Here is a 24,268-nt window from a genome sequence, read left to right on the forward strand (position 1 = left end):
CGTGTGGCGTACGTCACATGGGGGTGTGGGGTCGCGCCGCGCGGGCGTCGCACGCGGGACGAGGCGCGCTCACACGGCGCTGGCGTCGCGCGCCGGAAAGATGCTGGGCTTGCCTGGAGCCGCCTCGCCCGGCGCGGGCCGGGTTGGCATTCTGGCGCGATGGCATCCGAACGTGACCTCAGCACCTCCCGCCCCCTGAGCGACCAGGTCGAGGAGCTCCTCTCGCGCGAAGGCCCGTTGCCGATCGTCGCCGCCGGTGATCCGGTGCTGCGCCGGGTCGCCGAGCCCTTCGATGGCCAACTGGACCCGGGGCTGCTGACCCGCTTCGTCGCGGCCCTGCGGGCGACGATGCACGCGGCGCCGGGCGTCGGCCTGGCAGCGCCGCAGGTCGGCGTACCGCTGCGGCTGGCCGTCATCGAGGACCCGGCGCCGGTGTCCGAGGAGCTGCGGCTGGCGCGCGGGCGGGTGCCGCAGCCGTTCCGGGTACTGGTCAATCCGTCGTACGAGGGGATCGGCGCGGCGCGGGCCGTGTTCTTCGAGGGGTGTCTGAGCGTTCCGGGCTGGCAGGCCGTGGTGGCCCGGCATGCGGAGGTGCGGCTGACGGCGCAGGACGAGCACGGCCACACGGTCGACGAGGTGTTCACCGGCTGGCCCGCGCGCATCGTCCAGCACGAGACGGACCACTTGGACGGCATGCTCTATCTCGACCGCGCCGAGCTGCGCTCGCTGTCCTCGAACCAGGAAGTGGCGGATCGCTGGACCCAGCCGACGCCGGAGCGAGCGGCCGAGGCTCTCGGTTTCACCCTGCCGGACTGAAACCACGGCCCCGCGTCCCCAGGGGGTCTCCCCCGCCTGAGCGCGGAACCCCACGCGGCGGGCCCACGGTCACCGACCGGATCCCGGAGGCGGGGCCTGGACGGCCCGTACAGGCCCCACGCGCGGCCGAGACCGCGACACTCCAACCCGGGCGGCCCGACCGATGGCCGGGGCCGCCCGGCTAGGCGCCGGCGTGAGGTGCCGGTTACGCGTCCCGGTACGCCTCCAGCAGCCGCAGCCACACCTCGCTCACCGTCGGATAGGACGGGACCGCGTGCCACAGGCGGCTGATCGGCACCTCGCCGGCGACCGCGACGGACGCCGAGTGGATCAGTTCGCCCACGCCGGGGCCGACGAAGGTGACGCCAAGGAGGATCTCGCGGTCGAGGTCGACGATCATGCAGGCCCGGCCGCGGTAGCCGTCCGCGTACAGGCCCGCGCCGGCGACCGAGGACATGTCGATGTCCACGGCCCGGACACGGTGGCCCGCCCGTTCCGCCTCGGCGAGGCAGAGGCCCACGGCCGCGGCCTCCGGGTCGGTGAAGACGCACTGGGGGACGGCCGCGTGGTCGGCGGTCGCGGAGTGCGCGCCCCAGGGGTCGGTCTCCAGGAGGGGTACGCCCGCGGCCCGGGCGGCGATGGCGGCGCCCGCGATCCGGGCCTGGTATTTGCCCTGGTGGGTGAGGAGTGCGCGGTGGTTGACGTCGCCGACCCCGTACAGCCAGTTGCTGCCGGCGACGCGAAGGCTGTCGTCGACGTCGAGCCAGGAGCCCGGCTCCAGTCCGATCGTGTCGAGGCCGATGTCGTCGGTGCGGGGTTCGCGGCCGGTGGCGAAGAGGATCTCGTCGGCCTCGATACGGTCGCCTGTGTTCGTCACGGCCACCACCGTGGAGCCCTCGCGGGTCACCGAGACCACCGAGGTGCCGGTGCGCACGTCGGCACCCGCCTCCTTCAGCGCTTCGGCGACCAGTTCCCCGGCGAAGGGCTCCATGCGGGACAGCAGGCCCATGCCGCGGGCGAGGACGGTGACCTGGGAGCCGAGGGCCTGCCAGGCCGTGGCCATCTCGGTGGCGACCACACCGCCGCCCACCACGATCAGCCGCCCGGGCACGGCGTGCGCGCTGGTGGCCTCGCGGCTGGTCCAGGGCTTGACCTCGGCAAGTCCCGGCAGATCGGGGAGCTGGGCGCGGCTGCCAGTACAGACGGCGACGGCGTGCCGGGCGGTCAGAGTGCGCACCTCCCCGTCCGGCCCCTCCACGGTCACCGTGCGTGGCCCCGCGAGCCGCCCGTGTCCGCGGTACAGGTCCGCTCCGATGCCGTCCAGCCAGCCGACCTGGCCGTCGTCCTTCCAGTGGGAGGTGTAGTAGTCGCGGTGGGCGAGGACCGCGGGGGCGTCGAGGGGGCCCTGCACGGCCTGGCTGAGGCCGGGCACGCGGCGGGCGTCGGCGCGGGCGATGGCCGGGCGCAGGAGGGCCTTGCTGGGCATACAGGCCCAGTACGAGCACTCGCCGCCGACCAGCTCGCTCTCCACGACCGCGGTGGACAGGCCTGCCGCGCGGGTGCGGTCGGCGACGTTCTCCCCCACCGGCCCGGCACCGAGCACCACGACGTCGTACGCGATGGATTCCGTTTCCGTCATGGGGCCAGTCTGGCTTCCTGGTGTGCGCCGTGGCCACACGGGTACGCACGCGGAATACTCCCCCGGCGGGCGGCGTTGTGCAAACCGGTTTGATCAGGACGCGAGGAAGAGGGAAACGCATATGAACAGCACCGTGGAGCTCACCAAGGAGAACTTCGACCAGACGGTCAAGGACAACGAGTTCGTCCTGATCGATTTCTGGGCGTCCTGGTGCGGGCCGTGCCGTCAGTTCGCGCCCGTCTACGAGAAGGCGGCCGAGGCCAACCCCGACCTGGTGTTCGCCAAGGTCGACACCGAGGCGCAGCCGGAGCTGGCCGCCGCCTTCGACATCCAGTCGATCCCGACCCTGATGATCGTCCGCGACCAGGTCGCGATCTTCGCCCAGCCGGGGGCGCTGCCCGAGGCGGCCCTGGACGACGTCATCGGTCAGGCCCGGAAGCTGGACATGGACGAGGTCCGCAAGTCCGTCGCCCAGCAGCAGGCCCAGCGAGGCGGCGAGTAAGACCCGGGGCACAGATCAGAACGGGTACGCCGCCACGCCCCCCGCGCCGTCGTCCAGCACACGTCGGTGAAGGCCTCCACCATGGCCTCACCGCCGCAGCGGGCGCCGGTGCCGGAGGCGGCGATCCCCTTCCCCGCGCACGCCGACGGCGGGGCTCATAACGCGAGCGGGAGTCCCGTGTAGTTCGCGGCGAGTTCGGCTGCCGCGTGGCGTGATGCCGTGATCCTGCGCAGCCGCGCGAGCTGTATGCGGCTGTCGAAGGCGTCCCCGCCCGGGTGAACGTGCAGCATCCGGGTCATGTCGTACGAGAAGCGCGTGGCCTGCCACACGCGGTTCAGGCACAACTCCGAGTAGCGGTCGAGCAGTCGGGTGGACCCCGTGCGATGGAACTCGGCGAAGCAGTGGGCCAGGACCCGTACGTCGGACACGGCGAGGTTGAGGCCCTTGGCACCCGTCGGCGGCACGATGTGCGCGGCGTCCCCGGCCAGGAACAGCCGTCCGTGGCTCATCGGCTCGTGGACGTAACTCCTCATCGGTGTCACGGACTTGGCGGTGATGAGGCCGCGCTCCAGCCGCCAGTCGCCGTCGATCGCGAAGCGTTCGTCAAGTTCGTCCCAGATGCGCTCGTCGGGCCAGTCGTCGGCGTCGGTGCCGTTCGGGACCTGCACGTACAGGCGTGACACCGAGGGCGAGCGCATGCTGTGCAGCGCGAAGCCGCCCGGGCCGCGCGCGTAGATCAACTCCTCGCAGGAGGGCGGCACATCGGCGAGGATCCCGAGCCAGGAGTACGGGTAGTCGTGCGCGTAGGTGCGGCTCGCCCCGGCCGGGAAGGCGTCGTGCGCGATGCCGTGGGAGCCGTCGCAGCCCACCACGTAGGCGCAGCTCAGGGTCTGTTCGCGTCCCTCGTGCAGGAACCGTACGACGGGTGAATCGCTCTCCGGCTTCTCCACGGCAATCGCCTCGGCCTCGAACAACAGCGGTGGCCCCTCGGCGAGTTGGAGGGCGACGAGGTCCTTCACGATCTCCGTCTGGGCATAGATCGTGACGGTGCGCCCGCCGGTGAGCGCGGGGAAGTCGATGCGGTGGCGCTCTCGGTCGAAGCGCAGCTCGATGCCGTGGTGGGTCAGGCCCTCGGCGCCCAGGCGGTCGGCGGCGCCGCACTCGCGCAGCGCGTCCACCGTGCCCTGCTCCAGCATTCCGGCGCGCTGGCGCTGCTCGACGTACGCGCGCGTCCTGCTCTCCAGGACGACACAGTCGATCCCCGTGCGGTGCAGCAGCCGGGCCAGCAGGAGACCGGCCGGGCCGCCGCCGATGATGCCTACCGTGGTCCGCAAGACGCGCCTCCCGTGTCCGGTCCGGCCGGAGCCGGGCCCCGGCCCCGCTCAGCTCGATGCCCGGTGCACGACCCTCGCTCCCAGCACCGCCTGGGTCTCGGGCACGGCACCCGGTTCGCGCACCGCCCGGTCGACCAGTTCGGCGAGGTCGCGTCCGGACGGCAGCTCGATGTGGACGGTGCTCAGCCGGGGCCGCAGCAGCCGTCCGAGCATCAGGTCGTCCGCGCCGATGACGGCCGTCTCGTCCGGGATGCCGATGCCCTCGTCCTGCAGGGCGCGCATCAGCAGCATCGCGTACTCGTCGCTGTACGCGAAGACGGCGTCGAGGTCGAGGGAGCGCCAGCGCGCCGCGAGCCGGGCGGCGCCCTCCTCCTCGTACGCCAGCGGCAGTTCGGTCACCGTCGCGTCCGTACCGTGCAGGGCGCGGCGTACGCCGTCGAGGCGGGGCTTGGAGAAGACCTCGAGGCCGGTCTCCCCGGGCATCACGACGCCGATGCGGCGGCGGCCGCGGGCGACCAGGTGGGTGCCCGCGCAGTGGCCGACCCGGTCGTGGTCCATGAGCAACGCGTGTGCGCCCTCCACGCGTTCGGGGCCCAGCGTGACCACGGCCCGGGCGCCGGAGCGCTTGAGGACGGCCACGCCCTGCGGGCCGAGCCCGCTGCCGGGCACCAGGACGGCGACCGGCCGCAGCTCGGCCCAGGCGCGGGCGGCCTCGTCGCCGCGCAGGCCCACGCTGCCGTACTGCACGACGGTGTAGTCGAGGCGGCCGAGGGCCCACTGGAGGTCATTGAAGAACTGGTTGTACAGGGGGCCGACGGGGATGGTCGGCGCGGGCATCAGGACCATGCGGCTGTGCCCGGCGCGCAGGCTGCGGGCGGCGGCGTGCGGGACGTACCCGAGTTCTTTGGCCGCCTCGTGGACGCGGCGGCGGGTGGGTTCGCTGATCCGGACGGTGCTGGTGTTGTTCAGGACGTACGAGACGGTCGCGCGCGAGACACCCGCGAGGCGTGCCACATCGGCACTCGTCGGCACGGGGCGTTGCACGGGCGACGGCGGGGCGGTCTGCTTCGGTATCTGCACCATGACGTATCGCATCCTTGCAGAGGCGCGGCGCGCCGCATTGTGCCGGGGGACGTTCGGGCCCCGGCACGGCGGAACTCACGCTTCCGCAAGGGAAGTTCCCCTTCCCGTACCGAATGACCCGTCCGGAGGTTACCGTTCGGTAGACGTCGTGCTTCGGAGGTTCCCTGTATGGCTCCCGACCGTGCCGCGGGTCTGGCGGAGTGTGCTCGCTCCCTCGCCGACGGCGAGGTGACCGCGCGCGAGCTGGTCGAGCGGGCGCTCGCCCGGATCGAGGCGACCCAGCCCACCCTCAACGCCTTCCGCCTGGTGCGCGCCGAGGCGGCGCTCGCCGAGGCCGACGCGGCGGACAAGGAGCTGACCGCGGGGGTGCGGCGACCGCTGCTCGGGGTGCCGGTGGCGGTCAAGGACGACATGGACGTGGCCGGCGAGCCCACCGCCTTCGGCTGCCGGGGCGACTTCCCGCCGAAGGCCGAGGACGGCGAGGCCGTACGCCGGCTGCGGGCGTCCGGAGCCATCGTCATCGGCAAGACCAACACGTGCGAGCTGGGCCAATGGCCCTTCACCGAGGGCCCGGCCTTCGGGGCCACCCGCAATCCCTGGCACCCCGGCCACACCCCGGGCGGCTCGTCCGGGGGCTCCGCGGCGGCGGTCGCGGCAGGTCTGGTCCCGGCCGCGCTGGGCTCGGACGGTGCGGGCTCGGTGCGCATTCCGGCCTCCTGGACCCATCTGATCGGCATCAAGCCGCAGCGCGGCCGGATCTCGACCTGGCCGCGCCCGGAGTCCTTCCAGGGCATCACGGTCAACGGGACGCTCGCCCGCACGGTCGCGGACGCGGCCCTCCTCCTGGACGCGGCGAGCGGCAACCACGACGGCGATCTGCACCGCCCGCCCGCGCTGCGCGTCTCGGACGCGGTCGGACGCGATCCGGGCCGCCTGCGGATCGCGCTGTCGCTGAAGCCGCCGTTCACCGCGCTGCCCGCCCGGCTCGACCCCGTCGTACGGGCGAAGGTCCTCGCGCTCGCGGAGCGGCTCACGGCGCTCGGGCACGTGGTGGAGGAGGCGGAGCCGCGCTACGGGCAGATCGGGCTCACGTTCATCCCGCGGGCGACGGTCGGCCTGGCCGAGCGGGTGCGCGACGTGCCGTTCCCGGATCTCCTCGACCGGCGCACCCGGGACGCCGCCCGGCTCGGCCGGCTGCTGGACGGCGCGCCGCTGCGTGCGGCCCGGCGGGCCGAGGCCACGCTGCACCGGCGGATCGGCGCGCTCTTCGACACGTACGACGTGCTCCTCGCGCCGACGACCGCCGCTCCCCCGCCCCGGATCGGCGCGATGGTCGACCTGAACGGCTTCGGGACCGACCGGGCCATGATCGCCGCATGCCCGTACGCCTGGCCGTGGAACATCCTCGGTTGGCCCGGGGTGAACGTCCCGGCCGGCCTCGTGGGCGACGGTCTGCCGGTCGGCGCCCAGTTGCTCGGTCCGGCGAACAGCGAGCCGCTTCTCGTGTCGCTGGCCGCGCAGTTGGAGGCGGACCTGCGCTGGCACGAGGCGTGGCCGCCGCACGAGGCGCCCGCGAACTCACCGGCCACGTAACGAAGTTCCGGCCTTAGTCTGTGACCATGGGCGATGTGTCGATGGTCGGGTTGATGGGGCGGGTGACCGGCACGGTCGGACCCGGGCTCGTCGGCGAGGTGATCGTCCGGGTGCGCGGCGGTGCCGAGCACTTCCTCGCGTATCCCGCCTCCGCGAAGGACCGCATCGAGCGGGGCACGGTGGTGATGGTGGTGGAGTATCTGCCGCCGCGCACGGTGTACGTGTCTGCGGCGTACGACGACTGACGCGCGTCGCGCGGAACGCCAGGCGCCGTGCGCGCAGCCGACTCGCGCCGCGTGCAACGCCGACTCGCGCCGCGTGCGACGCCGGCCGGCGCTCTGCGCGCAGCCGGCTCGCGATGTGCGGAACGCCGACCGACGCTGTGCGTACGGGAGTTGAACGGGGCTCGCCCAGGTGAGAGCCCCGCGCATCAAGACTGCAACAAGGATCCGTCAGCGTCTGGATCCCGGCCGTGCACAGGAGCACACTCCCGTTCGTTCGGTGCCGACAGGGCACCATGCGAAGGGGGGCGCATGCCGATGGTCGTCGGCGTCGCGGCGGGGGCGGTTGTCCTCGCACTGATCTTCATCGTTGTGGTCTTCAAACTCATGTGGCGCGTGGCGGAACCCAACGAAGCGCTGATCATCTCCGGTTCGAAGCATCGGACCGAAGGCCTCGAAGAAGGCATGGGATTCCGCATCGTGACGGGGCGCGGCACGCTGGTGGTGCCGGGCGTGCAGGCGGTGCGCAAGCTCTCGCTCGACCTCAACGAGACCGAGCTGTCCGTGGACTGCGTGACGCACCAGGGCATTCCGCTCAAGGTCCGTGGCGTGGTCATCTTCAAGGTGGGCGACGACTTCGTGTCGATCGCCAACGCGGGCCGCCGCTTCCTCGACCAGCAGAAGCTGATGGCGGAGCGGGTGCACAACGTGTTCGCCGGTCATCTGCTGTCCATCGTCGGCGGGCTGACCGTCGAGGACATGATCCGCGACCGCGAGAAACTGACCGGCCAGACGCGTGCCGCGTGCGGTACGGAGATGGAGAAGCTCGGCCTGATCGTCGACTCGCTGCAGATCCACGAGATCGAGGACCCGACCGGGTACATCAAGAACCTCGCCATGCCCCACGCCGCCGCGGTCCAGCGCGACGCGCGCATCGCGCAGGCGGAGGCCAACCGGCTCGCCACCGAGGCCGAACAGCAGGCCGCCGCCCGGATGTCCGAGGCGACCCGGGACAGCGAGATCCTCCAGGCCGGCTACCAGGCCGAGCGCGACAAGGCGGCCGCCAAGGCCCGGCAGGCCGGACCGCTCGCCGAGGCCGCCGCCCGGCAGGACGTCGTCGTGCAGGAGACACGCGTCGCTGAACTCGAGGCGCACCGCCGCGAGCAGCAGCTCCAGGCGGACGTCCGCAAGCCCGCGGACGCCAAGGCGTACGAGACCCGGGCCCGGGCCGAGGCCGAGCGTGACGCGCGCATCTCGGCCGCGCAGGCCAAGGCGAAGGAGACCGAACTCGCCGCCGCGGCCGAGGCGACCCGGGTCAAGACGGCCGCCAACGCCGAGGCCGAGGCGACCAAGGCGCGGGGGGCGGCCGCGGCGACGGCGACCCGTGCCACCGGTGAGGCCGAGGCCTCCGCCGCTCAGGCCAAGGGCCTCGCCGCCGCCGAGGCGACGCGCGCGCAGGGTCTGGCGGAGGCCGAGGCCATCAAGGCGCGGGCCGCCGCTCTCGCCGAGAACCAGGAGGCCGTGGTCGCCCAGCAACTCGCCGAGAACTGGCCGGAGATCGTCCAGGCGGGCGCGAGCGCGTTCGGCAACGTCGACCACATGGTGCTGCTCAACGGCGCCGACGGCATGTCCGACCTGTTCGCCAAAGCGCTCACCATGGGTGGCACCGGGCTGGGTCTTGCCCGGCAGTTGCTGGCCTCCATGAACCACAACGGTACGCCGGAGACCGGAGCCGCCGGGCTCAACGGCTTTGCGCCGCCTCGGCCGGAGAAGGTGCCGGTGGACGGGGCACCGGTGGAGAAGATGCCGGTCGAGAAGGTGCCCGTGGACAAGGACCAGGGATGAGGCGCTGACGCTTCGGCGGTGACGCGCCGAGGCTTCGGGCGTACGGGAGTTGGCCTCCGTACGCCCGAAGTCGTCTTCGTACCGCCCTACTCGGCGCAACGTTCCGCACACGCTCTAACCTGGCCCGCGTGACTGCCTTTACCGAAGAAGACGTGCCCGGCCGCTACGGCCCCTCCGCGACCACCGAGGCCGAGCCCCGCGAGGTCGGCCGGGTGAGGACCGAGTACTCCCCCGCGCACGACGGCGATCCCGATCCCGGCGAGATCGTGTGGACGTGGGTGCCCTTCGAGGAGAACGACGGCCGGGGCAAGGACCGCCCGGTACTCGTCGTCGCCCGCGAGGCCGCGGGCACGTTCCTCGCCGTCCAGCTCTCCAGCAAGCGGCACGACGGCGACCGCGAGTGGGTGCCGATCGGCAGCGGGCCGTGGGACCGGTCGGGGCGTGACTCGTGGGTGGCCGTGGACCGTGTGCTGCGGTTGCACGAGGACGGGATGCGGCGGGAGGCGTGTGCGCTGGACCGGATGCGGTTCAACTCCGTTGTGCACCGGTTGCGGTTGCGGTACGGGTGGCGCTGAGCGCGCCCCCGCCCCGCGAGAGGGGTCGTCTGTCCCGTGCGGACCGTCTGTGACTGGTCGCGCACCCGCGGCGGAGCCGCTGAGTGCCACAGCTCCGCGCCCCTCACCGCGTCACCGGCCCCGGCGCTCGCAGGTGAACGCCTGATCGAAGGCGCCGCGCGTCGTCCTGCCCGCCGTGCGGTCCAGGATCCCGAACACGACGTGGTCGAAGAACCCCTCGAAGCGGCCCTTGACCAGCAGCCCATGGAAGGCGGCCGCCACCTGCTCCGGGTCGTTCTGGAAGACCCCGCAGCCCCACGCCCCGAGCACCAGCCTCCGGTAGCCGTGGGCCGCGGCGGTCTCCAGGACCCTCTCCGCGCGCACGGCGAGGGCCCCCGGCAGCTCGGCGGCGCGCTCCGGGGCAGTACGCAGGACGACTCCGGCGTTGGGAGCCGCGGCGGTCAGGAATCCGGCCGTGTACGGCTCGCCGAGGAGTCGGCCGCGGTCGTCGCGGAAGACGGGTACGGCGGGTGAGTGGATGACACGGTCCGTGTAGAACGGGTCGCGGTGGGCGCGGTGGTGGTCGTAGAACTCCCGGGTCCGCAGCAGGCAGGTGTACAGCGCGGAGGCCCGGCACAGGGCCTCTTCCTGGGCCTGCGCGCCGTTCAGATAGCCGCCGCCCGGATTGCGCGCCGAGGCGAAGTTCAGGACGGCGACGGCGGCGTTCTGCCCGGAAACCCCGGCGATCCTTCGGGCGGCTTCCAAGCTGCTCTCGCCCGTGACCTCGAACAAAGTGTCGACGGGTGCGGCCGGGCGTATCTCCACCGGCTCGGGCCCATACATCCGCGTCCCGGTCCGGGCGGCCTCGGTCCCCGCGGCGATCGACACCTCCCGCCCGCCGGGCGCCCGATACGCGCCCGCCGCGACGATCTCCTCCGTCTGCTGCGCGATCGCGCGCAGGCGCGCGCTCATGGCGCGACCCCCGTACACGCCATGAACGCGCCCCTCGCGATCTCCCCCGTCGTGCCCATGAGCGCATCGTGAGCGATGCTGGTCCTGCGGCGCAACAGAGTTTCACCGCCCCGCAAACAGTGTTTCCTAGTTCGGAAAGCGATGATCCGTACCCTTGTGCGAACCGTCGAAAGCGTCTTGGGTGGGACGAGCAATTGCCGGTTCGGCCCACGAGACGCCGGGCCGGCGACATGGTGGAATCTCAGGAGGATCCCTACATGTCCGATTCGGTGAGTGACTGTGCGGAGCGCCGCTCCGCCGTCACCGAGGCCGAGGTGGAGGCGCTCGTTCACGGCATCTGCTTCAAGACCGGTCCGCCCCGGTACCTCGGTGTCGAAGTGGAATGGCTCATCCATGAGCTGCGGACGCCGCGGCTCCCCGTACCACCCGCACGACTTGAAGCGGCGTACGCCGCACTGCGGACCCTGCCCCTGCGTTCGGCGCTCACCGTCGAACCCGGCGGTCAGCTGGAGCTCAGCTCCGCTCCCGCGTCTTCTCTGATGGAGTGCATCGGGTCCGTCTCCGCCGACCTCGACGCCGTCCGCGCGACACTGCGCGAGGCAGGTCTCGGCCTCAGCGGCTATGGCCACGATCCCTGGAACCCCCCGAACCGCTTCCTCCATGAGCCCCGTTACGACGCCATGGAGCGCTACCTCGACCGCGCGGGGCCGGAAGGCCGCGCCATGATGTGCAGCTCCGCCTCCGTCCAGGTGTGCCTGGACGCCGGGTACGAGGAGCCGGGCCCGCTCGGGCACGGGCGCCGCTGGTGGCTGGCGCACCAGCTGGGCGCGGTCCTGGTGGCCGCGTTCGCCCACTCTCCGCTCGCCCGCGGGCGGCACACCGGCTGGCGCTCCACGCGGCAGTCGCTGTGGACGGCGATGGACCCCGGGCGGGCCGGCGCCCCTCCCCTGGACGGCGAGCCACGGGCCGCCTGGGCCCGGCACGTCCTGGACGCGTCGGTGATGTGCGTACGGGCGCCGAGCGGCCCCTGGACCGTACCGGAAGGCATGAGTTTCCGGCAGTGGACCCGGTCGGCGTCGCCGCCGGACCGGGCGGATCTCGACTATCACCTGACGACCCTGTTCCCACCGGTGCGTCCGCGCGGTCATCTCGAACTGCGCATGATCGACGCACAGCCGGGCGACGACGGCTGGATCGTGCCGCTCGCCGTGACAGCGGCCCTCTTCGACGACGCGGAGGCCGCCGAGATCGCGTACCGGACCGTCAAACCGCTCGCCGAGCGGGCGGACTCGCTGGCCGCGCCGCGCAATCCGCTGTGGCGGGACGCCGCGCGGTACGGCCTGGCGGACCCGGAGCTGCACGAGGCCGCCGTCGCCTGTTTCGCGGCGGCGGCCGAGGCCCTGCCCCGGCTCGGCGCCACCACCGAGGTCCTGGACGCCGTGGCGGAGTTCAACGACCGCTATGTGGCCCGGGGCCGCTGCCCCGCCGACGATCTGCTCGGCCCCTTCGACGGGCGATCCCCCACTCAACCGCACGGGCCGTCTCACGGCCCGTCCTACGGTCGGTTCCACGGGAAGGACATCCGCACATGACCGCCCCCGATTCACTCACGGACCCGGAGTCGCTCAGGGAGCGCGCGCTGGACGCGCTGACCACGGCCCGCGACCGCACCGCACTCCTCACCTCCTGTGTGGAGGACCCCGAACTGACCGCCCAGCACTCGCCGTTGATGTCCCCGCTGGTGTGGGACCTCGCGCACATCGGCAACCAGGAGGAGCTGTGGCTGCTGCGCACGGTCGCCGGGCGTGAGGCGATGCGGCCCGAGATCGACGGGCTGTACGACGCGTTCGAACATCCGCGCGCCGAGCGGCCTTCGCTGCCCCTGCTGCCTCCCGGCGAGGCCCGTCAGTACGCGGCCGAGGTGCGCGGCCGGGCGCTGGACGTGCTGGAGAGCACCGCGTTCCAGGGCACGCGGCTGACCGAGGCGGGTTTCGCCTTCGGGATGATCGCGCAGCACGAACAGCAGCACGACGAGACGATGCTGATCACCCATCAGCTCCGCAAGGGTCCGGCCGCCCTGACGGCACCGGATCCCGCGCCCGCGCCGCTGTTCACCGGACCGGCCGAAGTCCTGGTGCCCGGCGGCCCGTTCGCGATGGGCACGTCCACCGAGCCATGGGCGCTGGACAACGAACGGCCCGCCCACCGGCGTATCGTCCCCTCCTTCTACATCGACACCGTGCCGGTCACGAACGCCGCGTACCAGGCGTTCATCGAGGACGGCGGCTACGGCGACCGGCGCTGGTGGACCCCCGAGGGCTGGGACCACATCCGGGCGCACGGCATCAAGGCGCCGCTGTTCTGGCGCCGCGACGGCGGGCAGTGGCTGCGGCGCCGCTTCGGTGTCACCGAGCTGGTACCGCCCGACGAGCCGGTGCTGCACGTGTGCTGGTACGAGGCCGACGCGTACGCGCGCTGGGCGGGTCGGCGGCTGCCCACCGAGACCGAGTGGGAGAAGGCGGCCCGCCACGATCCGGCGTCCGACCGCTCCACGCGCTACCCGTGGGGCGACGCCGACCCCACCCCGGAACACGCCAACCTCGGCCAGCGCCATCTGCGCCCGGCGCCGGCCGGCAGCTATCCGGCGGGCGAATCGCCCCTGGGCGTACGGCAGTTGATCGGCGACGTGTGGGAGTGGACGTCGAGCGATCTGCAGCCCTATCCGGGCTTTGTGGCCTTCCCCTACCGGGAGTACTCGGAAGTGTTCTTCGGGCCGGAATACAAGGTGCTGCGCGGTGGTTCGTTCGCGGTGGACCCGGTGGTCTGCCGGGGCACGTTCCGCAACTGGGACTATCCGATCCGGCGGCAGATCTTCTCCGGCTTCCGTACGGCGCGGGACGCCGGACCGGAGAGTTCCTGATGTGCCGTCAACTGGCCTTCCTGGGCCCCGAGGAGCCGCTCGGCGCGCTGCTCGTGGAGCCGGAGCACAGCCTGTTCCGGCAGTCCTGGGCACCGCGGCAGCAGCGGTACGGGACGGTCAACGCCGATGGTTTCGGGGTGGGTTGGTACGCCGCGGGCGATCCCGTGCCCGCCCGGTACCGACGGGCCGGGCCCATCTGGGGCGACCAGTCGTTCGCGGACCTGGCCCGGGTCGTCAGGACCACCGCGCTGCTCGCGGCGGTGCGGGACGCGACCGTGGCGGGTGCGGACGGGGAGGCCGCGGCGGCGCCGTTCGCCGCGGGCCCCTGGCTGTTCAGCCACAACGGCGCCGTGCTCGGCTGGCCCGGCTCCCTCGCCCCGCTCGCCGCGACCCTGCCCGCGGTGGAGTTGCTGTCGCTGGAGGCCCGCTGCGACGCGGCTCTCGTCTGGGCGCTGGTCCTGCACCGGCTGCGCAGGGGTGACGACGAGAGTCAGGCGCTGGCCGACACGGTCCTGGAGGTCGCCGGGGCGGCCCCCGGGTCCCGGCTCAACCTGCTGCTCACCAACGGCGAGACGATCACCGCGACCGCCTGGGGCGACACCCTCTGGTATCTCACCGAGCCCGGCCGCCGCACCGTCGTGGCCTCCGAGCCCTACGACGACGACCCGCGCTGGCAGGAGGTCCCCGACCGCACACTCCTCACGGCGAGCCGCACCGAGGTGCTGCTCACCCCGCTCAAGGACATGACCGGCGACACCGCCGCCATGACATCCGCACCACCGAAGGAGCCCCGTACGTGAGTCCGTTCCTTCTCACCCGCACCCTGCCCGAGGACGCCACGGACGCCGCCCTGCGCGCCGACGTCCTGCAGGGCCTCACCCACTCGCCCAAAACGCTGCCGCCGAAGTGGTTCTACGACGCGCACGGCAGCGAACTCTTCGAGAAGATCACCGAACTTCCCGAGTACTACCCCACGCGTGCCGAGCGGGAGATCCTGATCGCCCGGGCCGGCGAGATCGCCACGGCCACCGGGGCACGCACCCTCGTCGAGCTGGGTTCCGGCTCGTCCGAGAAGACGCGGTCTCTCCTCAAAGCGCTGGCCGACGTGCACACGTACGTTCCCGTCGACGTCAGCGAGAGCGCGCTCACCCAGGCCGGGCACGCGCTGATGGAGGAGCACCCGGGCCTCGATGTGCATGCCCTGATCGCCGACTTCACCGGCGGTCTCGCGATGCCGGGCACGCCCGGACCGCGGCTCGTGGCGTTCCTCGGCGGCACGATCGGCAATCTGCTGCCCGCCGAACGCGCCGCGTTCCTGGCATCCGTACGGGCCCTGCTGTCGCCCGGCGACGCGCTGCTGCTGGGCACAGACCTCGTCAAGGACGAGTCGGTTCTGGTCGCCGCGTACGACGACGCGGCCGGGGTGACGGCCGCGTTCAACAAGAACGTGCTGACCGTCGTCAACCGTGAGCTCGGCGCCGACTTCGACCCCGACGCGTTCGATCATGTCGCCCTCTGGGACACCCAGCACGAGTGGATCGAGATGCGGCTGCGCTCGCGTACCGCGCAGACCGTGAAGATCCCCGCACTCGACCTCGCCGTCCACTTCGCGGACGGCGAGGAACTGCGGACCGAGATCTCGGCGAAGTTCCGCGAGGAGGGCGTACGCGGTGAACTGGCCGCCGCCGGCTTCGCGTTGACCCATTGGTGGACGGACGAGGAGGGTCGCTTCGCGCTGTCGTTGAGCAGGGCCGGATAGCGGGCGGGCGCCGCGCGGAACGGAGCGCCCGGGACCACCGTCGAGACGGCGGGCCGGGCGCTCCGTGCGCGGCGGGCGCTCCGTGGCGAGGCCGCCGCCCTCGTCCCAGGCGGGTGCCGCAGGCGCCGGACCCGTCACTCGGCCCTGCCCGCCAACGTCCGCGTGATGCTGGCCGAGGCGCGCCGGGCCTCCGTCGCCGGGTCGGATCCGGTGAGGACCTTCGTCATGTAGACCTTGATCGGGTTGTCGGCCTCGACGGCGGCCCACTGGGGCGTGGCGGGGGTCGCCCGGCCCTGCGCGGCGCCCGCCGCCATGGCCGCGACTCCTTTCTCGCCCGCCACCGCCGAGGCGAGGGTCGTCTTATTGGGCACGTAGCTCATCGTCCTGGCCAAGTCCTTCTGCCACTTGGCGCCGGCAAGTGCCGCGACGACGGCTGTGGCGCCCGGCCGGACGTCCGTGTTCTTAGGCACCACGAGGTCGGAGCCGCCGGTGAAGACCGCGCAGGGCTCGGCGGCCGTCGGGCCGGGCACGGGGAAGAAGCCCAGCTTGCCCTTGAGGCCGGGGTTCGCCCGCTCGATGGCCTGGACGAGGCCGGGCACGGCCACGATCTGGGCGACCCGTCCCTTGGCGAACTCTCCCGCCTGCGGCGGGTGTTCCTCGTCGGCGTTCACGGGCCCGTCGCCGAGTGCCTGCAGCCGCCGGTAGAAGTCCATGCCCCGCAGGGCGGCCGGCGTCTGCAGACTGCCCTCCCAGGTTCCGGCGGAGGCCTTCGTGGCGAGGTCGCCGCCCTCGTCCCAGATGAACCCGGCGAGGGTGTACCAGTCCTGTCCGGCCAGGTAGATCCCTTGGTTTTCCGAGGAGTTGAGCCGTTCAGTGTCCGCCAGCCACTGGTCGCGGGTCTGCGGCGGCTCCTTGATGCCGGCCTGGGCGAACAGGTCCTCGCGGTAGATGACGACGCGGTTGGCCGCGTACCAGGGGACACCGAACTGGCGGGAGCCGAAGCGGCCGGGTTCGGCGAGGCCCGGGAGCCAGTCGTTCATGCCCCAGTCGCGTAACGACTCAAGGCTCAGGTCGCTCAGCCCGTCGCCGTCCACGTACTGCGCGACCTGGGTGTTGCCGACCTCGATGACGTCGGGCGCGCCCTCGTCCTCCTGCTTCAGCGCCGCCTGGACCTTCTCGCCGATCCCGGTCCACTCCTGGATGCGGATGTCGAGCCGCAGGTCACCGTGGGTCCGCTCGAACTCCGCCGTGAACCGCCTCAGGAATTCCTTGGAGGTGCTGCCCTTCATCAGCCACACGGTGACGGTCCGCCGCCCGGCCCCTCCCTCGGGCAGGACACCGCAGGCGGTGAGCAGTAAGGCGGCGGCGCACACGACGGCGAGGAGGCGGGCTCTGCGGGGGCGGTTTCTCACGAGGGGTCCTGTTCTGTCTGGCGGACAGGGGCAAGAGGCCCGACGTGGGGGACGAGCTCAACGCTCGTACGGGTGTCTGGATTTTGGTATGTACCAATCAAGTGCGTCAAGGGCCGGAACCGGCCTGACGCAGCGCCGACAGCCCAGGACTCGCCCGCCATTCCATCCGGGGCATCCCCCCGACACCCCGGATATCTCGCGGACCGCCGCACCGTGGGGCACCGTGGAATGACGCGTGGCACACCCGCCACGGCGGAGAGGAGCACCCGCATGTCCGACAACACCTACCGGGTCACCGAGATCGTCGGCACCTCCCACGAGGGCGTCGACCAGGCCCTTCGCAACGGGATCAACCGGGCGTCGCAGACGCTGCGCAACCTGGACTGGTTCGAGGTCACGCAGGTCAGGGGGCAGATCGAGAACGGGCAGATCGAGCACTACCAGGTCTGCATGAAGGTCGGCTTCCGGCTCGAAGAAGGCGCGTGACCCCAGGCCCCCAGGCCTCCGTCCGGCACTTCAGAACCTGCGGACCCCCTCAGGTCCGCCCCTCCCGCTCCTGCGCGTCCATCAGCGCCGCCGACGCGGCCGCCCAGCGCGCTCGTACGACCCTGAAGCCCGCCCGCTCCGCGTCCTCACAGACGAGCTCGTCGTCATCCACGAGGACGCGGATCTCGCGGTCGCGGGCCAGTCTGCGGAGGATCTCCAGCTTGGTGCGGCGCGCGGGCCTGCGGTCGTCGTTGCGCCGCATCCAGATGCGCCCGTCGGGCAGCCCCTGGACAGCCAGCCAGTCGGCCGCCTCCCGGCGGCACCGCTCGGGGCGGCCGGTGAGGTAGACCACCTCGCACTCCTCAGCGCTCTTCAGTGCCAGCGCAATGCCCTCGGCCAGCGGTGGATCGTGCGGCGCCGCCGCGAAGAACGCGTCCCAGTCCCGCCGCTTGCGCTCCAGGAACCGCTGGCGGTGCGCGGTGTCCGCGAGGGTGCCGTCCAGGTCGAATATCGCCAGGGGTCTACTGCCGCTCTGCTCCTTCACGCGTGCCACCTTAAACAGGCCCGAGGGCCGTCGGCGCGGCCGTGTCAGTCCTCCGTGGAGGGGCGCAGCAGACCCGGGCCCGTCACCAGCGGTCCCGCGGCCGGGCCCCGAAGCGATGCTGACGGTCCGTCAAGTGCCTTCATGACTTCGAGCAGCATCTCGTGCGCGGAGAGCAGGGCGGTCATGGGCGAGGCGGCCGACGACGGCGGAAGAGGGGCGCGGGGCGTGAGGGAGGGCATGGGGGTACTCACTTCGGAGGCGGTGTTCCGCGGCTGAACAAGTCCGTGGCTGCCGGCACCGGGGCGGAGCTGAAGGGCGGGGGTCCCTTCGCTCCGCCCCGGTGCGGATCCGGGGTGGGTCAGGACAGCTTGGCCAGCTCTTCGGCCAGGATGTCGACCGACGCGGTGATCTGCTCCTCGGTGTGCTCGGAGGTGATGAAGAACCGCAGCCGTGCGAGCCGTTCCTCCACCGCCGGGTGCAGGATCGGGTTGGCGCTGACGCCGCGGGCGTAGAGCCGGTCGGAGAGCTGGAGCGCCTTCATGGAGTCACCGGTGATGGCGGGCACGATCGGGGTGCCCTCGCTGGTGCCCACGTCGATCCCGGCCTCGGCGGCGAGCCGCAGGAACAGCTCCGAGTTGTCGTGCAGCCGGGTCACCCGCTCGGGCTCCTCGCGGATCAGCCGCAGCGCGGCCAGCGCGGCGGCGGTGGACGCCGGGGGCAGGCCCGCGCTGAAGACGAAGCCCGGCAGCGTGTACCGGAAGTGCTCGATGAGCTCGTGCCGCCCCGCCACGTAACCCCCGCAGCTGGCCAGTGACTTGGAGAGGGTGCCCATCCAGACGTCGACGTCCTCGGGGGTGACTCCGGAAAACTCGGCCATGCCGCCGCCGGTCTTGCCCATGACGCCGATGCTGTGGGCCTCGTCCACCATGAGCAGGGCGCCGTGCTTCTCCTTGACAGCGATCAGGGCGGGCAGGTCGGCGGTGCCGCCGTCCATGCTGTAGACGCCCTCCACCACGATCAGCACGCGGCGGTAGCGGTCCCGTACCTGGCTCAGGATCCGGTCCAGGGCCGCGATGTCGTTGTGCGGGAAGGGCTGGCGGGCGGCGCCCGACTGGCGGCAGCCCTGGATGATGCTGTCGTGGGCGAGCGAGTCGTGCAGGATCAGGTCCTCGGCGCCCATGAGGTGGCCGATGACCGTGACGTTGGTGGCGTGGCCGCTGACCAGAGTCACCGCGGCCTGGGCGCCGACGAGTTCGGCCAGGCCCCGGTCGAGTTCCTCGTGCAGGGGGCGGTTGCCGGACAGGATGCGGGCGGCGGACACCGAGGAGCCGTAGCGCTCGACGGCGTCCGCGATGGCCGCGGAGACCGCTGGGTGCCCGGACAGGCCCAGGTAGTTGTAGCTGGAGAACGAGATCAGCTCGTGGTCCCCGACCCGGGTGGTGTCCCGGATGGTGCCCTCGTGCTGCAGGAAGTACGGGTTGTGGACACTGGCCGATGCGATGGTGCGGGCGCGCTCCAGCGAGGCGAGAACCTCGGGAAACGCGCGGACGTCGGCGGTCTCGCTGCGGTCCGCGACCGGGCGGCTCGGCCCGGCGGCGGCCGGAGCCTGCTGAACCGGCTCGGGCGTCGGGGCCGCGGCGCGCTGCGCCGTCATCGCCGCCGGCTGCGCCCCGAGGCGGCTCTGCACGGTCGCGACCGCCGCCGGGAACTCGCCGACGCTGTGTCCGACCGCGATGTCCGGCTCGACCCCGCAGGCGGCCAGCAGTTCCATGGTGCTGACGCCGGTGATGCCGAGGCCGGGCTGGCACACGTCGGTCACGGTCAGGGCCGCCTGCGCCTCGGCGTCGTCGGGCTCGTGCCCGCCCCACAGCAGATCGGGCAGCGCCTGCGGCAGCGTCGCGGACTCCTCGGCCGTGAACTCGGCCAGCTCGGCGGCGCGTTCGGCGAGGGCCGGGAAGCGCCGGACGAGGTCGGCCAGCATGCCGGGGCGCTGGGAGCCCTGGCCGGGGAAGGCGAAGGCCACCTTGCGGTCCTCGGCGGGCAGCGGCGCGGCTGTCGCGTGGATGCCCTCGGCCAGTTCGCCGAGGGCGCCTTCCGCCAGCCGCCGGGCGGCCACGTCGAGTTTGTCGCGCAGTTCCTCGCGGGTGGCGGCGACGACCGCCAGGCGCGCGGTGAGCAGTTCGCGGGAGGCGAGGGTGCGGGCCACGGCGGCCGGCGTGGCGTCCGGGGTGCCGGCGACGAAGCCGCGGATCTCCTCGGCGTGGCGGGCGAGGTCCGGCACGGACCCGGCGGAGAGCAGGAACAGCCAGGGCGCGTCCTCGTGCCCCTCGGCCGGACGGGCGTCGGACTGTGCGGCTCCGCGCGCGGCGGTCTGGGCCGCCGGCCCTGCGTCGCGCCGGACGGGTCCGGCGGCGGGCGCGCCTTCGAGCACGGCGTGCACGTTGGTGCCGCCGAAGCCGAAGGAGCTGACCCCGGCCCGGCGTACGTCGTCGTGCGGCCAGGGCTGCTGCTCGGTGGTGAGGCGCAGTCCCGCGGCGTCGAGCCCGAGCTCGCCGTTGACGCGCATCTCGGCGGGCTGCGGCGGTACGACGCCGTGGTGGACAGCGAGCGCCGCCTTCACCAGGCCCGCCGCCCCGGCCGCCGAGAGGACGAAGTCCATGACCGGCCATCTCCTCGGCGGGGCCGGCGGCGTCGAGTCGGTGGCCACGGTTCTCGCGCTCCACCAGCGGCTCGCTCCCCCGACCATCAACCTCGACACCATCGATCCCGAGGTCGAGGCCGATGTCGTCCGTGGTGAGCCGCGCGCCCTGCCGGACGGGCGGATCGCGGCCCTGAACAACTCCTTCGGCTTCGGCGGCCACAACGTGGTACTGGCCTTCCGTACCGTCTGATTCGCACCGTCCGCGCGTGCGCGCCGGGGCCGCTGTCCACCTTGGGCAGCGGCCTTGGCGCGCGCCGATGGACCACGCCCCAGCCGCGGCAAATGCGCCGCGGATCAGTGACCGCTGATCGCCCGAGGCGTGTACGGCCCCTCCAGCTCCTCGGTCTCCTTGTCCGTGAGCTCCAGGCCGAGGGAAGAGACCGCGTCCTCGATGTGGTGCGGCTTGGTGGCGCCGACGATGGGCGCGGTCACGGTGCTCTGGTGCAGCAGCCACGCCAGGGCGACCCGCGCACGCGGCACGTCACGCTCGGCGGCGATACGGGCGACGGCGTCGACGATCTCGCGGTCGCCGTCCTGGTAGAGGTTCCTGCCGAACTCGTCGGTCCGGCTGCGCGCGGTGGTCGCGTCCCAGTCGCGGGTGAGGCGGCCACGGGCGAGCGGGCTCCAGGGCAGTACGCCGACGCCCAGGTCCTCGCACAGCGGCAGCATCTCCCGCTCCTCCTCGCGGTAGAGGAGGTTGTAGTGGTTCTGCATGGAGACGAACCGTGTCCAGCCGTTCAGCCGGGCCGTGTACTGGGCCTTGGAGAACTGCCAGGCGTACATCGAACTCGCCCCGATGTAACGGGCCTTGCCCGCCTTGACCACGTCGTGCAGCGCCTCCATCGTCTCCTCGACGGGGGTGGCGGGGTCGAAGCGGTGGATCTGGTAGAGGTCCACGTAGTCGGTGCCCAGCCGGCGCAGGGTGTTGTCGATCTCCGTCATGATCGCCTTGCGGGACAGGCCGCGGCCGTTGGGGCCGTCGTGCATCGCGCCGTTCACCTTGCTGGCGATGACGACCTCGTCGCGGCGCGCAAGGCCCGTGAGCAGCACCAGGCCGACGATCTCCTCGCTGGTGCCGTCCGAGTAGACGTTCGCGGTGTCGAAGAAGTTGATTCCGGCTTCCAGCGCCTGGCGGATCAGCGGGCGGGACGCCTCCTCGTCGAGGGTCCACTCGTGCGGGCCACGGTCGGGCAGGCCGAAACTCATGCACCCCAGGCAGATCCGGGAGACGTCCAGGCCCGTCGAACCGAGCTTCACGTACTGCATGGGGCATTCCTGCTCTCGTTGGCGGTGGGGGCACTCCGACGACTTGATCCCTGCCCGCCCGGAGCGCCGCGAAGCGCCCCGGGCCGCGCCGGACGCCGCCTCGCCCCAAGCAGCCGGTGGTCACGGTGCACCCGGTGCGGGACGCCGACAAGATCCAACGGCCCTACCAGGGCCCGTACATGAGCGCCCGCCGGTACGTGATGAAGACGTTCTCGGACTCCAAGAGCCCGGCGCTGCGGGCGAGGGCCGAGCGGTTCCTGACCAACGCGCCCTGTCCCGCGTGCGGCGGCACCAAGCTGCGCCCGGAGGCGCTGGAGGTGACCTTCGCGGGGTCCAACATCGCCGAACTGGCCGCGCTGCCGCTGACGGAGCTGGTCGAGCGGCTCGAGCGCGCGGCGGAGCGCGAGAGCACGTCGGAGACGGCCCGGGTGCTCACCGACGATCTCAGAGAGCGCATCGCCCCGATCCTCGAACTCGGCCTCGGCTACATCAGTCTGGACCGGGCGACCCCCACGCTCTCGGTGGGCGAGCCGCAACGGCTGTGCCTTGCAACGCAGTTGCGCTTCGGGCTGTTCGGCGTGCTGACGGTTCGTCAGCGTGGGGCTACCTTCGCGGGCTGGGTCATCGACCTGGGGCCGGGCGGCGGCGACGCGGGCGGGCGGATCGCGGCCTCGGGGCCGCCGGCCGAGGTGGCGCGGGAGGACGGGAGCCGGACGGCACCCAATCTCGCCCGCGCCCTCCCTCGGGCGCGGTAGGCGTCAGCGGTGGGGCAGGGCGCTCGGTGCGTCCGATCCCCCTTGCGCGGCGCGGGCGAGGTCACGCCGGTCGGTGTATGCGCCGGGCGCGAGGACCGGCAGCACCCGCACGTCCGCGACGAGGTCGCTGGCGGACACGACCCGCCACACCGAGGTGAGCAGCGAGTCGCTCCCGACGAACGCGGGCGCGGTGCTCGCCGCTCCCCCGTCGAACCGGTAGTGCAGGTGCACCGGCTGGACCGGCACGGCAGCGTCCAGCGCGGACTGGAAGACGGCCCGCCGGAAATACCCCTGGGCCCGGCCGCACCAGGTGCTTCCCTCCGGGAAGACCACCACCGCCGAGCCGTCGCGCAGCGCGTCCGCGATCCGCGCCACCGTGTCGGGCAGCGCGCGCAGCCGGTCGCGCTCGATGAACAGCGCACCGCTCAGGGCGGTCAGCGCGCCCGCCACGGGCCACTGCCGGATCTCGGCCTTGGCCAGCATCCGGCCGGGACGGACGGCGGCGAGGAGGGGGATGTCCAGCCAGGAGATGTGGTTGGCGACCATCAGCAGACCACCGGTGGGCGGGGCGGCGCCGGTGATCCGTACGCGGACACCGGCGGCCCGCACCACTGTCCGGCACCAGGCCCTGATGAGCCGGTCGCGCGGCGCGGCGGAGATCCGTCCGACCACCGGGGTCAGGAGGATCCCGACTCCGGTCACGATGAGCAGGACGGCCAGCCGCAGCACCGCGCGCGGCAAGGCCGCCCGCGAACCCGTGGATTCGACGCAGTCCTTCGGGGAGCACGGGGCACTGGGCAGCCAGGCGCTCGTCGGCGCCGGGCCCGCGAGCGTCCCGCCGGGCACGGAGGCCCCCGGCGCGCCGTCCCGAGGGCGCGGCACCGTAGCAGTGGCCGGGAACGCCGTGTCCGTCCCCGCCGCGGCACGGCGGGGACGGAGTATCACACCGAGGCGGGACACGCTCGTCGCGCCCGCGCGAGACGTGTTCATCACGCCGGGGCGAGCGAGAGGAAGTGCCGCAGATAGCGCGAGTTGACCCGGCGCATCGACAGCAGCACGTACATGTCGGCCACGCCGAAGTCCGGGTCGTGGGCGGGCTGGCCGCACACCCAGGCGCCGAGGCGAAGGTAGCCGCGCAGGAGCGGGGGAAGCTCCGTGCGCTCGGGCCGGGCGACGCCCTCCGCGCTCCAGGGCAGCAGCGGACGTACGCGGTACTCCTCGGGCGCCAGGTACTTGGCCTGAACACGGTCCCAGGTCCCGGCCGCGAGTGCGCCGCCGTCGGCCAGCGGAATCGAGCAGCAGCCCGCGAGCCACTCATGGCCGCCATCGACCATGTAGCGGGCTATCCCGGCCCAGATGAGCCCGATGACCGCGCCGTCGCGGTGGTCGGGGTGGACGCAGGAGCGGCCGACCTCGACGAGTCCGGAGCGGATTCCGGCCAGCGGGCCGAGGTCGAACTCGCTCTCCGAGTACAGCCGCCCGGCGACCGCGGCCCGGTCCGGCGGCAGCAGCCGGTAGGTGCCGACGACCTGACCGGTGACCGTGTCGCGGACCAGCAGGTGGTCGCAGTACGCGTCGAAGGCATCGATGTCGTAGCCCGGCTGCGGGGTGGACAGGAGGGCGCCCATCTCTCCGGCGAAGACGTCGTGGCGCAGGCGCTGCGCGGCCCGGACGTCGTCCTCGTCACGGGCGAGGGTGACGGTGTAGCGGGTGGGGGCGACAGAGGGTGGGGGGCTGTCGAGGGTGGATACGCCGGTCATGGCACTCTCCTGGTCACGGGCCGGTTCGGCAGTGCGGCGGCAGACCGGGTCGGTGCGATCTGCGCGATCCTGTTCTTCCGATGCCGGTTGGCGTGCGCGTGACCTG

At 72.6% G+C, this 24,268-nt stretch carries 22 protein-coding genes and 2 pseudogenes; 13 read left to right on the forward strand and 11 right to left on the reverse strand.

Translation table 11 applies throughout. From position 1 onward, the window contains the following. Positions 1 to 159: 159 nt before the first annotated feature. Positions 160 to 816 (forward strand): peptide deformylase, encoded by a 657-nt coding sequence (locus C4B68_RS03695; protein WP_099501464.1) that lies wholly within the window; start codon positions 160 to 162, stop codon positions 814 to 816. A gap of 205 nt (positions 817 to 1,021) precedes the next feature. Here C4B68_RS03695 and C4B68_RS03700 read toward each other — a convergent pair whose 3' ends face one another. Continuing rightward, a complete protein-coding gene (locus tag C4B68_RS03700) occupies positions 1,022 to 2,455 on the reverse strand; it encodes a dihydrolipoyl dehydrogenase family protein (protein ID WP_099501466.1) in 1,434 nt (477 codons plus the stop codon). On the opposite strand from C4B68_RS03700, the gene trxA reads away from it, so the two are divergent. Next, positions 2,454 to 2,957 carry a thioredoxin gene (gene trxA / locus C4B68_RS03705; RefSeq protein WP_257217296.1) on the forward strand — a complete coding sequence of 168 codons (504 nt, stop codon included), beginning with the start codon at positions 2,454 to 2,456 and terminating at the stop codon, positions 2,955 to 2,957. The genes C4B68_RS03700 and trxA overlap by 2 nt on opposite strands. Before the next feature lie 155 nt (positions 2,958 to 3,112). On the opposite strand, the gene C4B68_RS03710 is transcribed toward trxA, so the two are convergent. Continuing rightward, the gene (locus C4B68_RS03710) at positions 3,113 to 4,291 is read right to left on the reverse strand and encodes a 4-hydroxybenzoate 3-monooxygenase (RefSeq protein ID WP_099501469.1); all 1,179 of its coding nucleotides are present in this window, start codon (positions 4,289 to 4,291) and stop codon (positions 3,113 to 3,115) included. A gap of 48 nt (positions 4,292 to 4,339) precedes the next feature. Continuing rightward, on the reverse strand, positions 4,340 to 5,374 hold the full coding sequence (locus C4B68_RS03715) for a LacI family DNA-binding transcriptional regulator (RefSeq protein WP_099501471.1): 1,035 nt from the start codon (positions 5,372 to 5,374) through the stop codon (positions 4,340 to 4,342). A 168-nt stretch (positions 5,375 to 5,542) separates the two neighbouring features. Between C4B68_RS03715 and C4B68_RS03720 the strand changes: the two genes are divergently transcribed. The 4 genes from C4B68_RS03720 (at position 5,543) to C4B68_RS03735 (ending at position 9,608) form a co-directional block, all read left to right on the forward strand. Next, complete coding sequence (locus C4B68_RS03720; RefSeq protein WP_099501473.1) at positions 5,543 to 6,967, forward strand: amidase; 1,425 nt, start codon at positions 5,543 to 5,545, stop codon at positions 6,965 to 6,967. A 26-nt stretch (positions 6,968 to 6,993) separates the two neighbouring features. Beyond that, the gene (locus C4B68_RS03725) at positions 6,994 to 7,212 is read left to right on the forward strand and encodes a hypothetical protein (protein WP_180289238.1); all 219 of its coding nucleotides are present in this window, start codon (positions 6,994 to 6,996) and stop codon (positions 7,210 to 7,212) included. A gap of 288 nt (positions 7,213 to 7,500) precedes the next feature. Next, positions 7,501 to 9,033 (forward strand): SPFH domain-containing protein, encoded by a 1,533-nt coding sequence (locus tag C4B68_RS03730; protein ID WP_180289239.1) that lies wholly within the window; start codon positions 7,501 to 7,503, stop codon positions 9,031 to 9,033. Positions 9,034 to 9,161: 128 nt separating this feature from the next. Further along, positions 9,162 to 9,608 (forward strand): type II toxin-antitoxin system PemK/MazF family toxin, encoded by a 447-nt coding sequence (locus C4B68_RS03735; protein ID WP_099501476.1) that lies wholly within the window; start codon positions 9,162 to 9,164, stop codon positions 9,606 to 9,608. A 111-nt stretch (positions 9,609 to 9,719) separates the two neighbouring features. On the opposite strand, the gene C4B68_RS03740 is transcribed toward C4B68_RS03735, so the two are convergent. Beyond that, positions 9,720 to 10,559: a TIGR02452 family protein gene (locus C4B68_RS03740; RefSeq protein ID WP_099501477.1), complete on the reverse strand. Its 840-nt coding sequence runs from the start codon at positions 10,557 to 10,559 to the stop codon at positions 9,720 to 9,722. A gap of 257 nt (positions 10,560 to 10,816) precedes the next feature. Here C4B68_RS03740 and egtA point away from each other — a divergent pair, with 257 nt between their 5' ends. From egtA to egtD, 4 genes are read left to right on the forward strand one after another with little or no spacing between them, the layout of a single operon-like run. Beyond that, the gene (egtA, locus tag C4B68_RS03745; RefSeq protein WP_099501479.1) at positions 10,817 to 12,151 is read left to right on the forward strand and encodes an ergothioneine biosynthesis glutamate--cysteine ligase EgtA; all 1,335 of its coding nucleotides are present in this window, start codon (positions 10,817 to 10,819) and stop codon (positions 12,149 to 12,151) included. Continuing rightward, complete coding sequence (egtB, locus tag C4B68_RS03750) at positions 12,148 to 13,479, forward strand: ergothioneine biosynthesis protein EgtB (protein WP_099501481.1); 1,332 nt, start codon at positions 12,148 to 12,150, stop codon at positions 13,477 to 13,479. The genes egtA and egtB overlap by 4 nt, the downstream gene beginning before the upstream one ends. Next, complete coding sequence (egtC, locus tag C4B68_RS03755; protein ID WP_099501483.1) at positions 13,479 to 14,279, forward strand: ergothioneine biosynthesis protein EgtC; 801 nt, start codon at positions 13,479 to 13,481, stop codon at positions 14,277 to 14,279. Before egtB ends, egtC begins: the two co-directional genes overlap by 1 nt. After that, a complete protein-coding gene (egtD, locus tag C4B68_RS03760; protein ID WP_099501485.1) occupies positions 14,276 to 15,238 on the forward strand; it encodes an L-histidine N(alpha)-methyltransferase in 963 nt (320 codons plus the stop codon). Before egtC ends, egtD begins: the two co-directional genes overlap by 4 nt. A 134-nt stretch (positions 15,239 to 15,372) precedes the next feature. On the opposite strand, the gene C4B68_RS03765 is transcribed toward egtD, so the two are convergent. Beyond that, positions 15,373 to 16,650: an extracellular solute-binding protein gene (locus C4B68_RS03765; RefSeq protein ID WP_099501487.1), complete on the reverse strand. Its 1,278-nt coding sequence runs from the start codon at positions 16,648 to 16,650 to the stop codon at positions 15,373 to 15,375. Positions 16,651 to 16,920: 270 nt separating this feature from the next. Here C4B68_RS03765 and C4B68_RS03770 point away from each other — a divergent pair, with 270 nt between their 5' ends. Beyond that, positions 16,921 to 17,136, forward strand: a complete 216-nt coding sequence (locus tag C4B68_RS03770; protein ID WP_099501488.1) for a dodecin — start codon at positions 16,921 to 16,923, stop codon at positions 17,134 to 17,136. A gap of 49 nt (positions 17,137 to 17,185) precedes the next feature. Here C4B68_RS03770 and C4B68_RS03775 read toward each other — a convergent pair whose 3' ends face one another. From C4B68_RS03775 to C4B68_RS03785, 3 genes are all read right to left on the reverse strand, one after another. Beyond that, complete coding sequence (locus tag C4B68_RS03775; protein ID WP_099501490.1) at positions 17,186 to 17,680, reverse strand: phosphatase domain-containing protein; 495 nt, start codon at positions 17,678 to 17,680, stop codon at positions 17,186 to 17,188. 44 nt (positions 17,681 to 17,724) lie between these two features. Beyond that, positions 17,725 to 17,919, reverse strand: coding sequence for a hypothetical protein (locus C4B68_RS03780; protein WP_099501492.1), 195 nt, complete (start codon positions 17,917 to 17,919; stop codon positions 17,725 to 17,727). A gap of 119 nt (positions 17,920 to 18,038) precedes the next feature. Beyond that, positions 18,039 to 20,426 carry an aminotransferase class I/II-fold pyridoxal phosphate-dependent enzyme gene (locus C4B68_RS03785; protein WP_373682212.1) on the reverse strand — a complete coding sequence of 796 codons (2,388 nt, stop codon included), beginning with the start codon at positions 20,424 to 20,426 and terminating at the stop codon, positions 18,039 to 18,041. Here C4B68_RS03785 and C4B68_RS03790 point away from each other — a divergent pair. Beyond that, positions 20,317 to 20,571: pseudogene (locus C4B68_RS03790) on the forward strand (beta-ketoacyl-ACP synthase); the annotation flags it as partial. The gene C4B68_RS03785 and the pseudogene C4B68_RS03790 overlap by 110 nt on opposite strands. A gap of 104 nt (positions 20,572 to 20,675) precedes the next feature. Here the strand turns inward: C4B68_RS03790 and C4B68_RS03795 are convergent. After that, a complete protein-coding gene (locus C4B68_RS03795; RefSeq protein WP_099501494.1) occupies positions 20,676 to 21,647 on the reverse strand; it encodes an aldo/keto reductase in 972 nt (323 codons plus the stop codon). 107 nt (positions 21,648 to 21,754) lie between these two features. On the opposite strand from C4B68_RS03795, the pseudogene C4B68_RS03800 reads away from it, so the two are divergent. Next, positions 21,755 to 22,366 (forward strand): annotated as a pseudogene (locus tag C4B68_RS03800) (ABC transporter); the annotation flags it as partial. Between the two features lie 39 nt (positions 22,367 to 22,405). Here the strand turns inward: C4B68_RS03800 and C4B68_RS03805 are convergent. Continuing rightward, entirely contained in the window at positions 22,406 to 23,248 is an 843-nt protein-coding gene (locus C4B68_RS03805; protein ID WP_240634665.1) for a lysophospholipid acyltransferase family protein, read from the reverse strand. A 143-nt stretch (positions 23,249 to 23,391) separates the two neighbouring features. Further along, complete coding sequence (locus tag C4B68_RS03810) at positions 23,392 to 24,162, reverse strand: GNAT family N-acetyltransferase (RefSeq protein ID WP_099501497.1); 771 nt, start codon at positions 24,160 to 24,162, stop codon at positions 23,392 to 23,394. Between the last annotated feature and the right edge of the window lie 106 nt (positions 24,163 to 24,268).

This window comes from Streptomyces dengpaensis (genome assembly GCF_002946835.1).
Taxonomy (GTDB): Bacteria; Actinomycetota; Actinomycetes; order Streptomycetales; family Streptomycetaceae; genus Streptomyces; species Streptomyces dengpaensis.

Excerpts from the sequence above, each read along its gene's own strand:
- C4B68_RS03695 (WP_099501464.1), top strand. The coding sequence starts at position 160 with ATGGCATCCGAACGTGACCTCAGCACCTCCCGCCCCCTGAGCGACCAG.
- trxA (WP_257217296.1), top strand. The coding sequence starts at position 2,454 with ATGGGGCCAGTCTGGCTTCCTGGTGTGCGCCGTGGCCACACGGGTACG.
- C4B68_RS03700 (WP_099501466.1), bottom strand. The coding sequence starts at position 2,455 with ATGACGGAAACGGAATCCATCGCGTACGACGTCGTGGTGCTCGGTGCC.
- C4B68_RS03715 (WP_099501471.1), bottom strand. The coding sequence starts at position 5,374 with ATGGTGCAGATACCGAAGCAGACCGCCCCGCCGTCGCCCGTGCAACGC.
- C4B68_RS03720 (WP_099501473.1), top strand. The coding sequence starts at position 5,543 with ATGGCTCCCGACCGTGCCGCGGGTCTGGCGGAGTGTGCTCGCTCCCTC.
- C4B68_RS03725 (WP_180289238.1), top strand. The coding sequence starts at position 6,994 with ATGGGCGATGTGTCGATGGTCGGGTTGATGGGGCGGGTGACCGGCACG.
- C4B68_RS03730 (WP_180289239.1), top strand. The coding sequence starts at position 7,501 with ATGCCGATGGTCGTCGGCGTCGCGGCGGGGGCGGTTGTCCTCGCACTG.
- C4B68_RS03740 (WP_099501477.1), bottom strand. The coding sequence starts at position 10,559 with ATGAGCGCGCGCCTGCGCGCGATCGCGCAGCAGACGGAGGAGATCGTC.
- egtA (WP_099501479.1), top strand. The coding sequence starts at position 10,817 with ATGTCCGATTCGGTGAGTGACTGTGCGGAGCGCCGCTCCGCCGTCACC.
- egtB (WP_099501481.1), top strand. The coding sequence starts at position 12,148 with ATGACCGCCCCCGATTCACTCACGGACCCGGAGTCGCTCAGGGAGCGC.
- egtC (WP_099501483.1), top strand. The coding sequence starts at position 13,479 with ATGTGCCGTCAACTGGCCTTCCTGGGCCCCGAGGAGCCGCTCGGCGCG.
- C4B68_RS03770 (WP_099501488.1), top strand. The coding sequence starts at position 16,921 with ATGTCCGACAACACCTACCGGGTCACCGAGATCGTCGGCACCTCCCAC.
- C4B68_RS03780 (WP_099501492.1), bottom strand. The coding sequence starts at position 17,919 with ATGCCCTCCCTCACGCCCCGCGCCCCTCTTCCGCCGTCGTCGGCCGCC.
- C4B68_RS03785 (WP_373682212.1), bottom strand. The coding sequence starts at position 20,426 with ATGGTCGGGGGAGCGAGCCGCTGGTGGAGCGCGAGAACCGTGGCCACC.
- C4B68_RS03795 (WP_099501494.1), bottom strand. The coding sequence starts at position 21,647 with ATGCAGTACGTGAAGCTCGGTTCGACGGGCCTGGACGTCTCCCGGATC.
- C4B68_RS03810 (WP_099501497.1), bottom strand. The coding sequence starts at position 24,162 with ATGACCGGCGTATCCACCCTCGACAGCCCCCCACCCTCTGTCGCCCCC.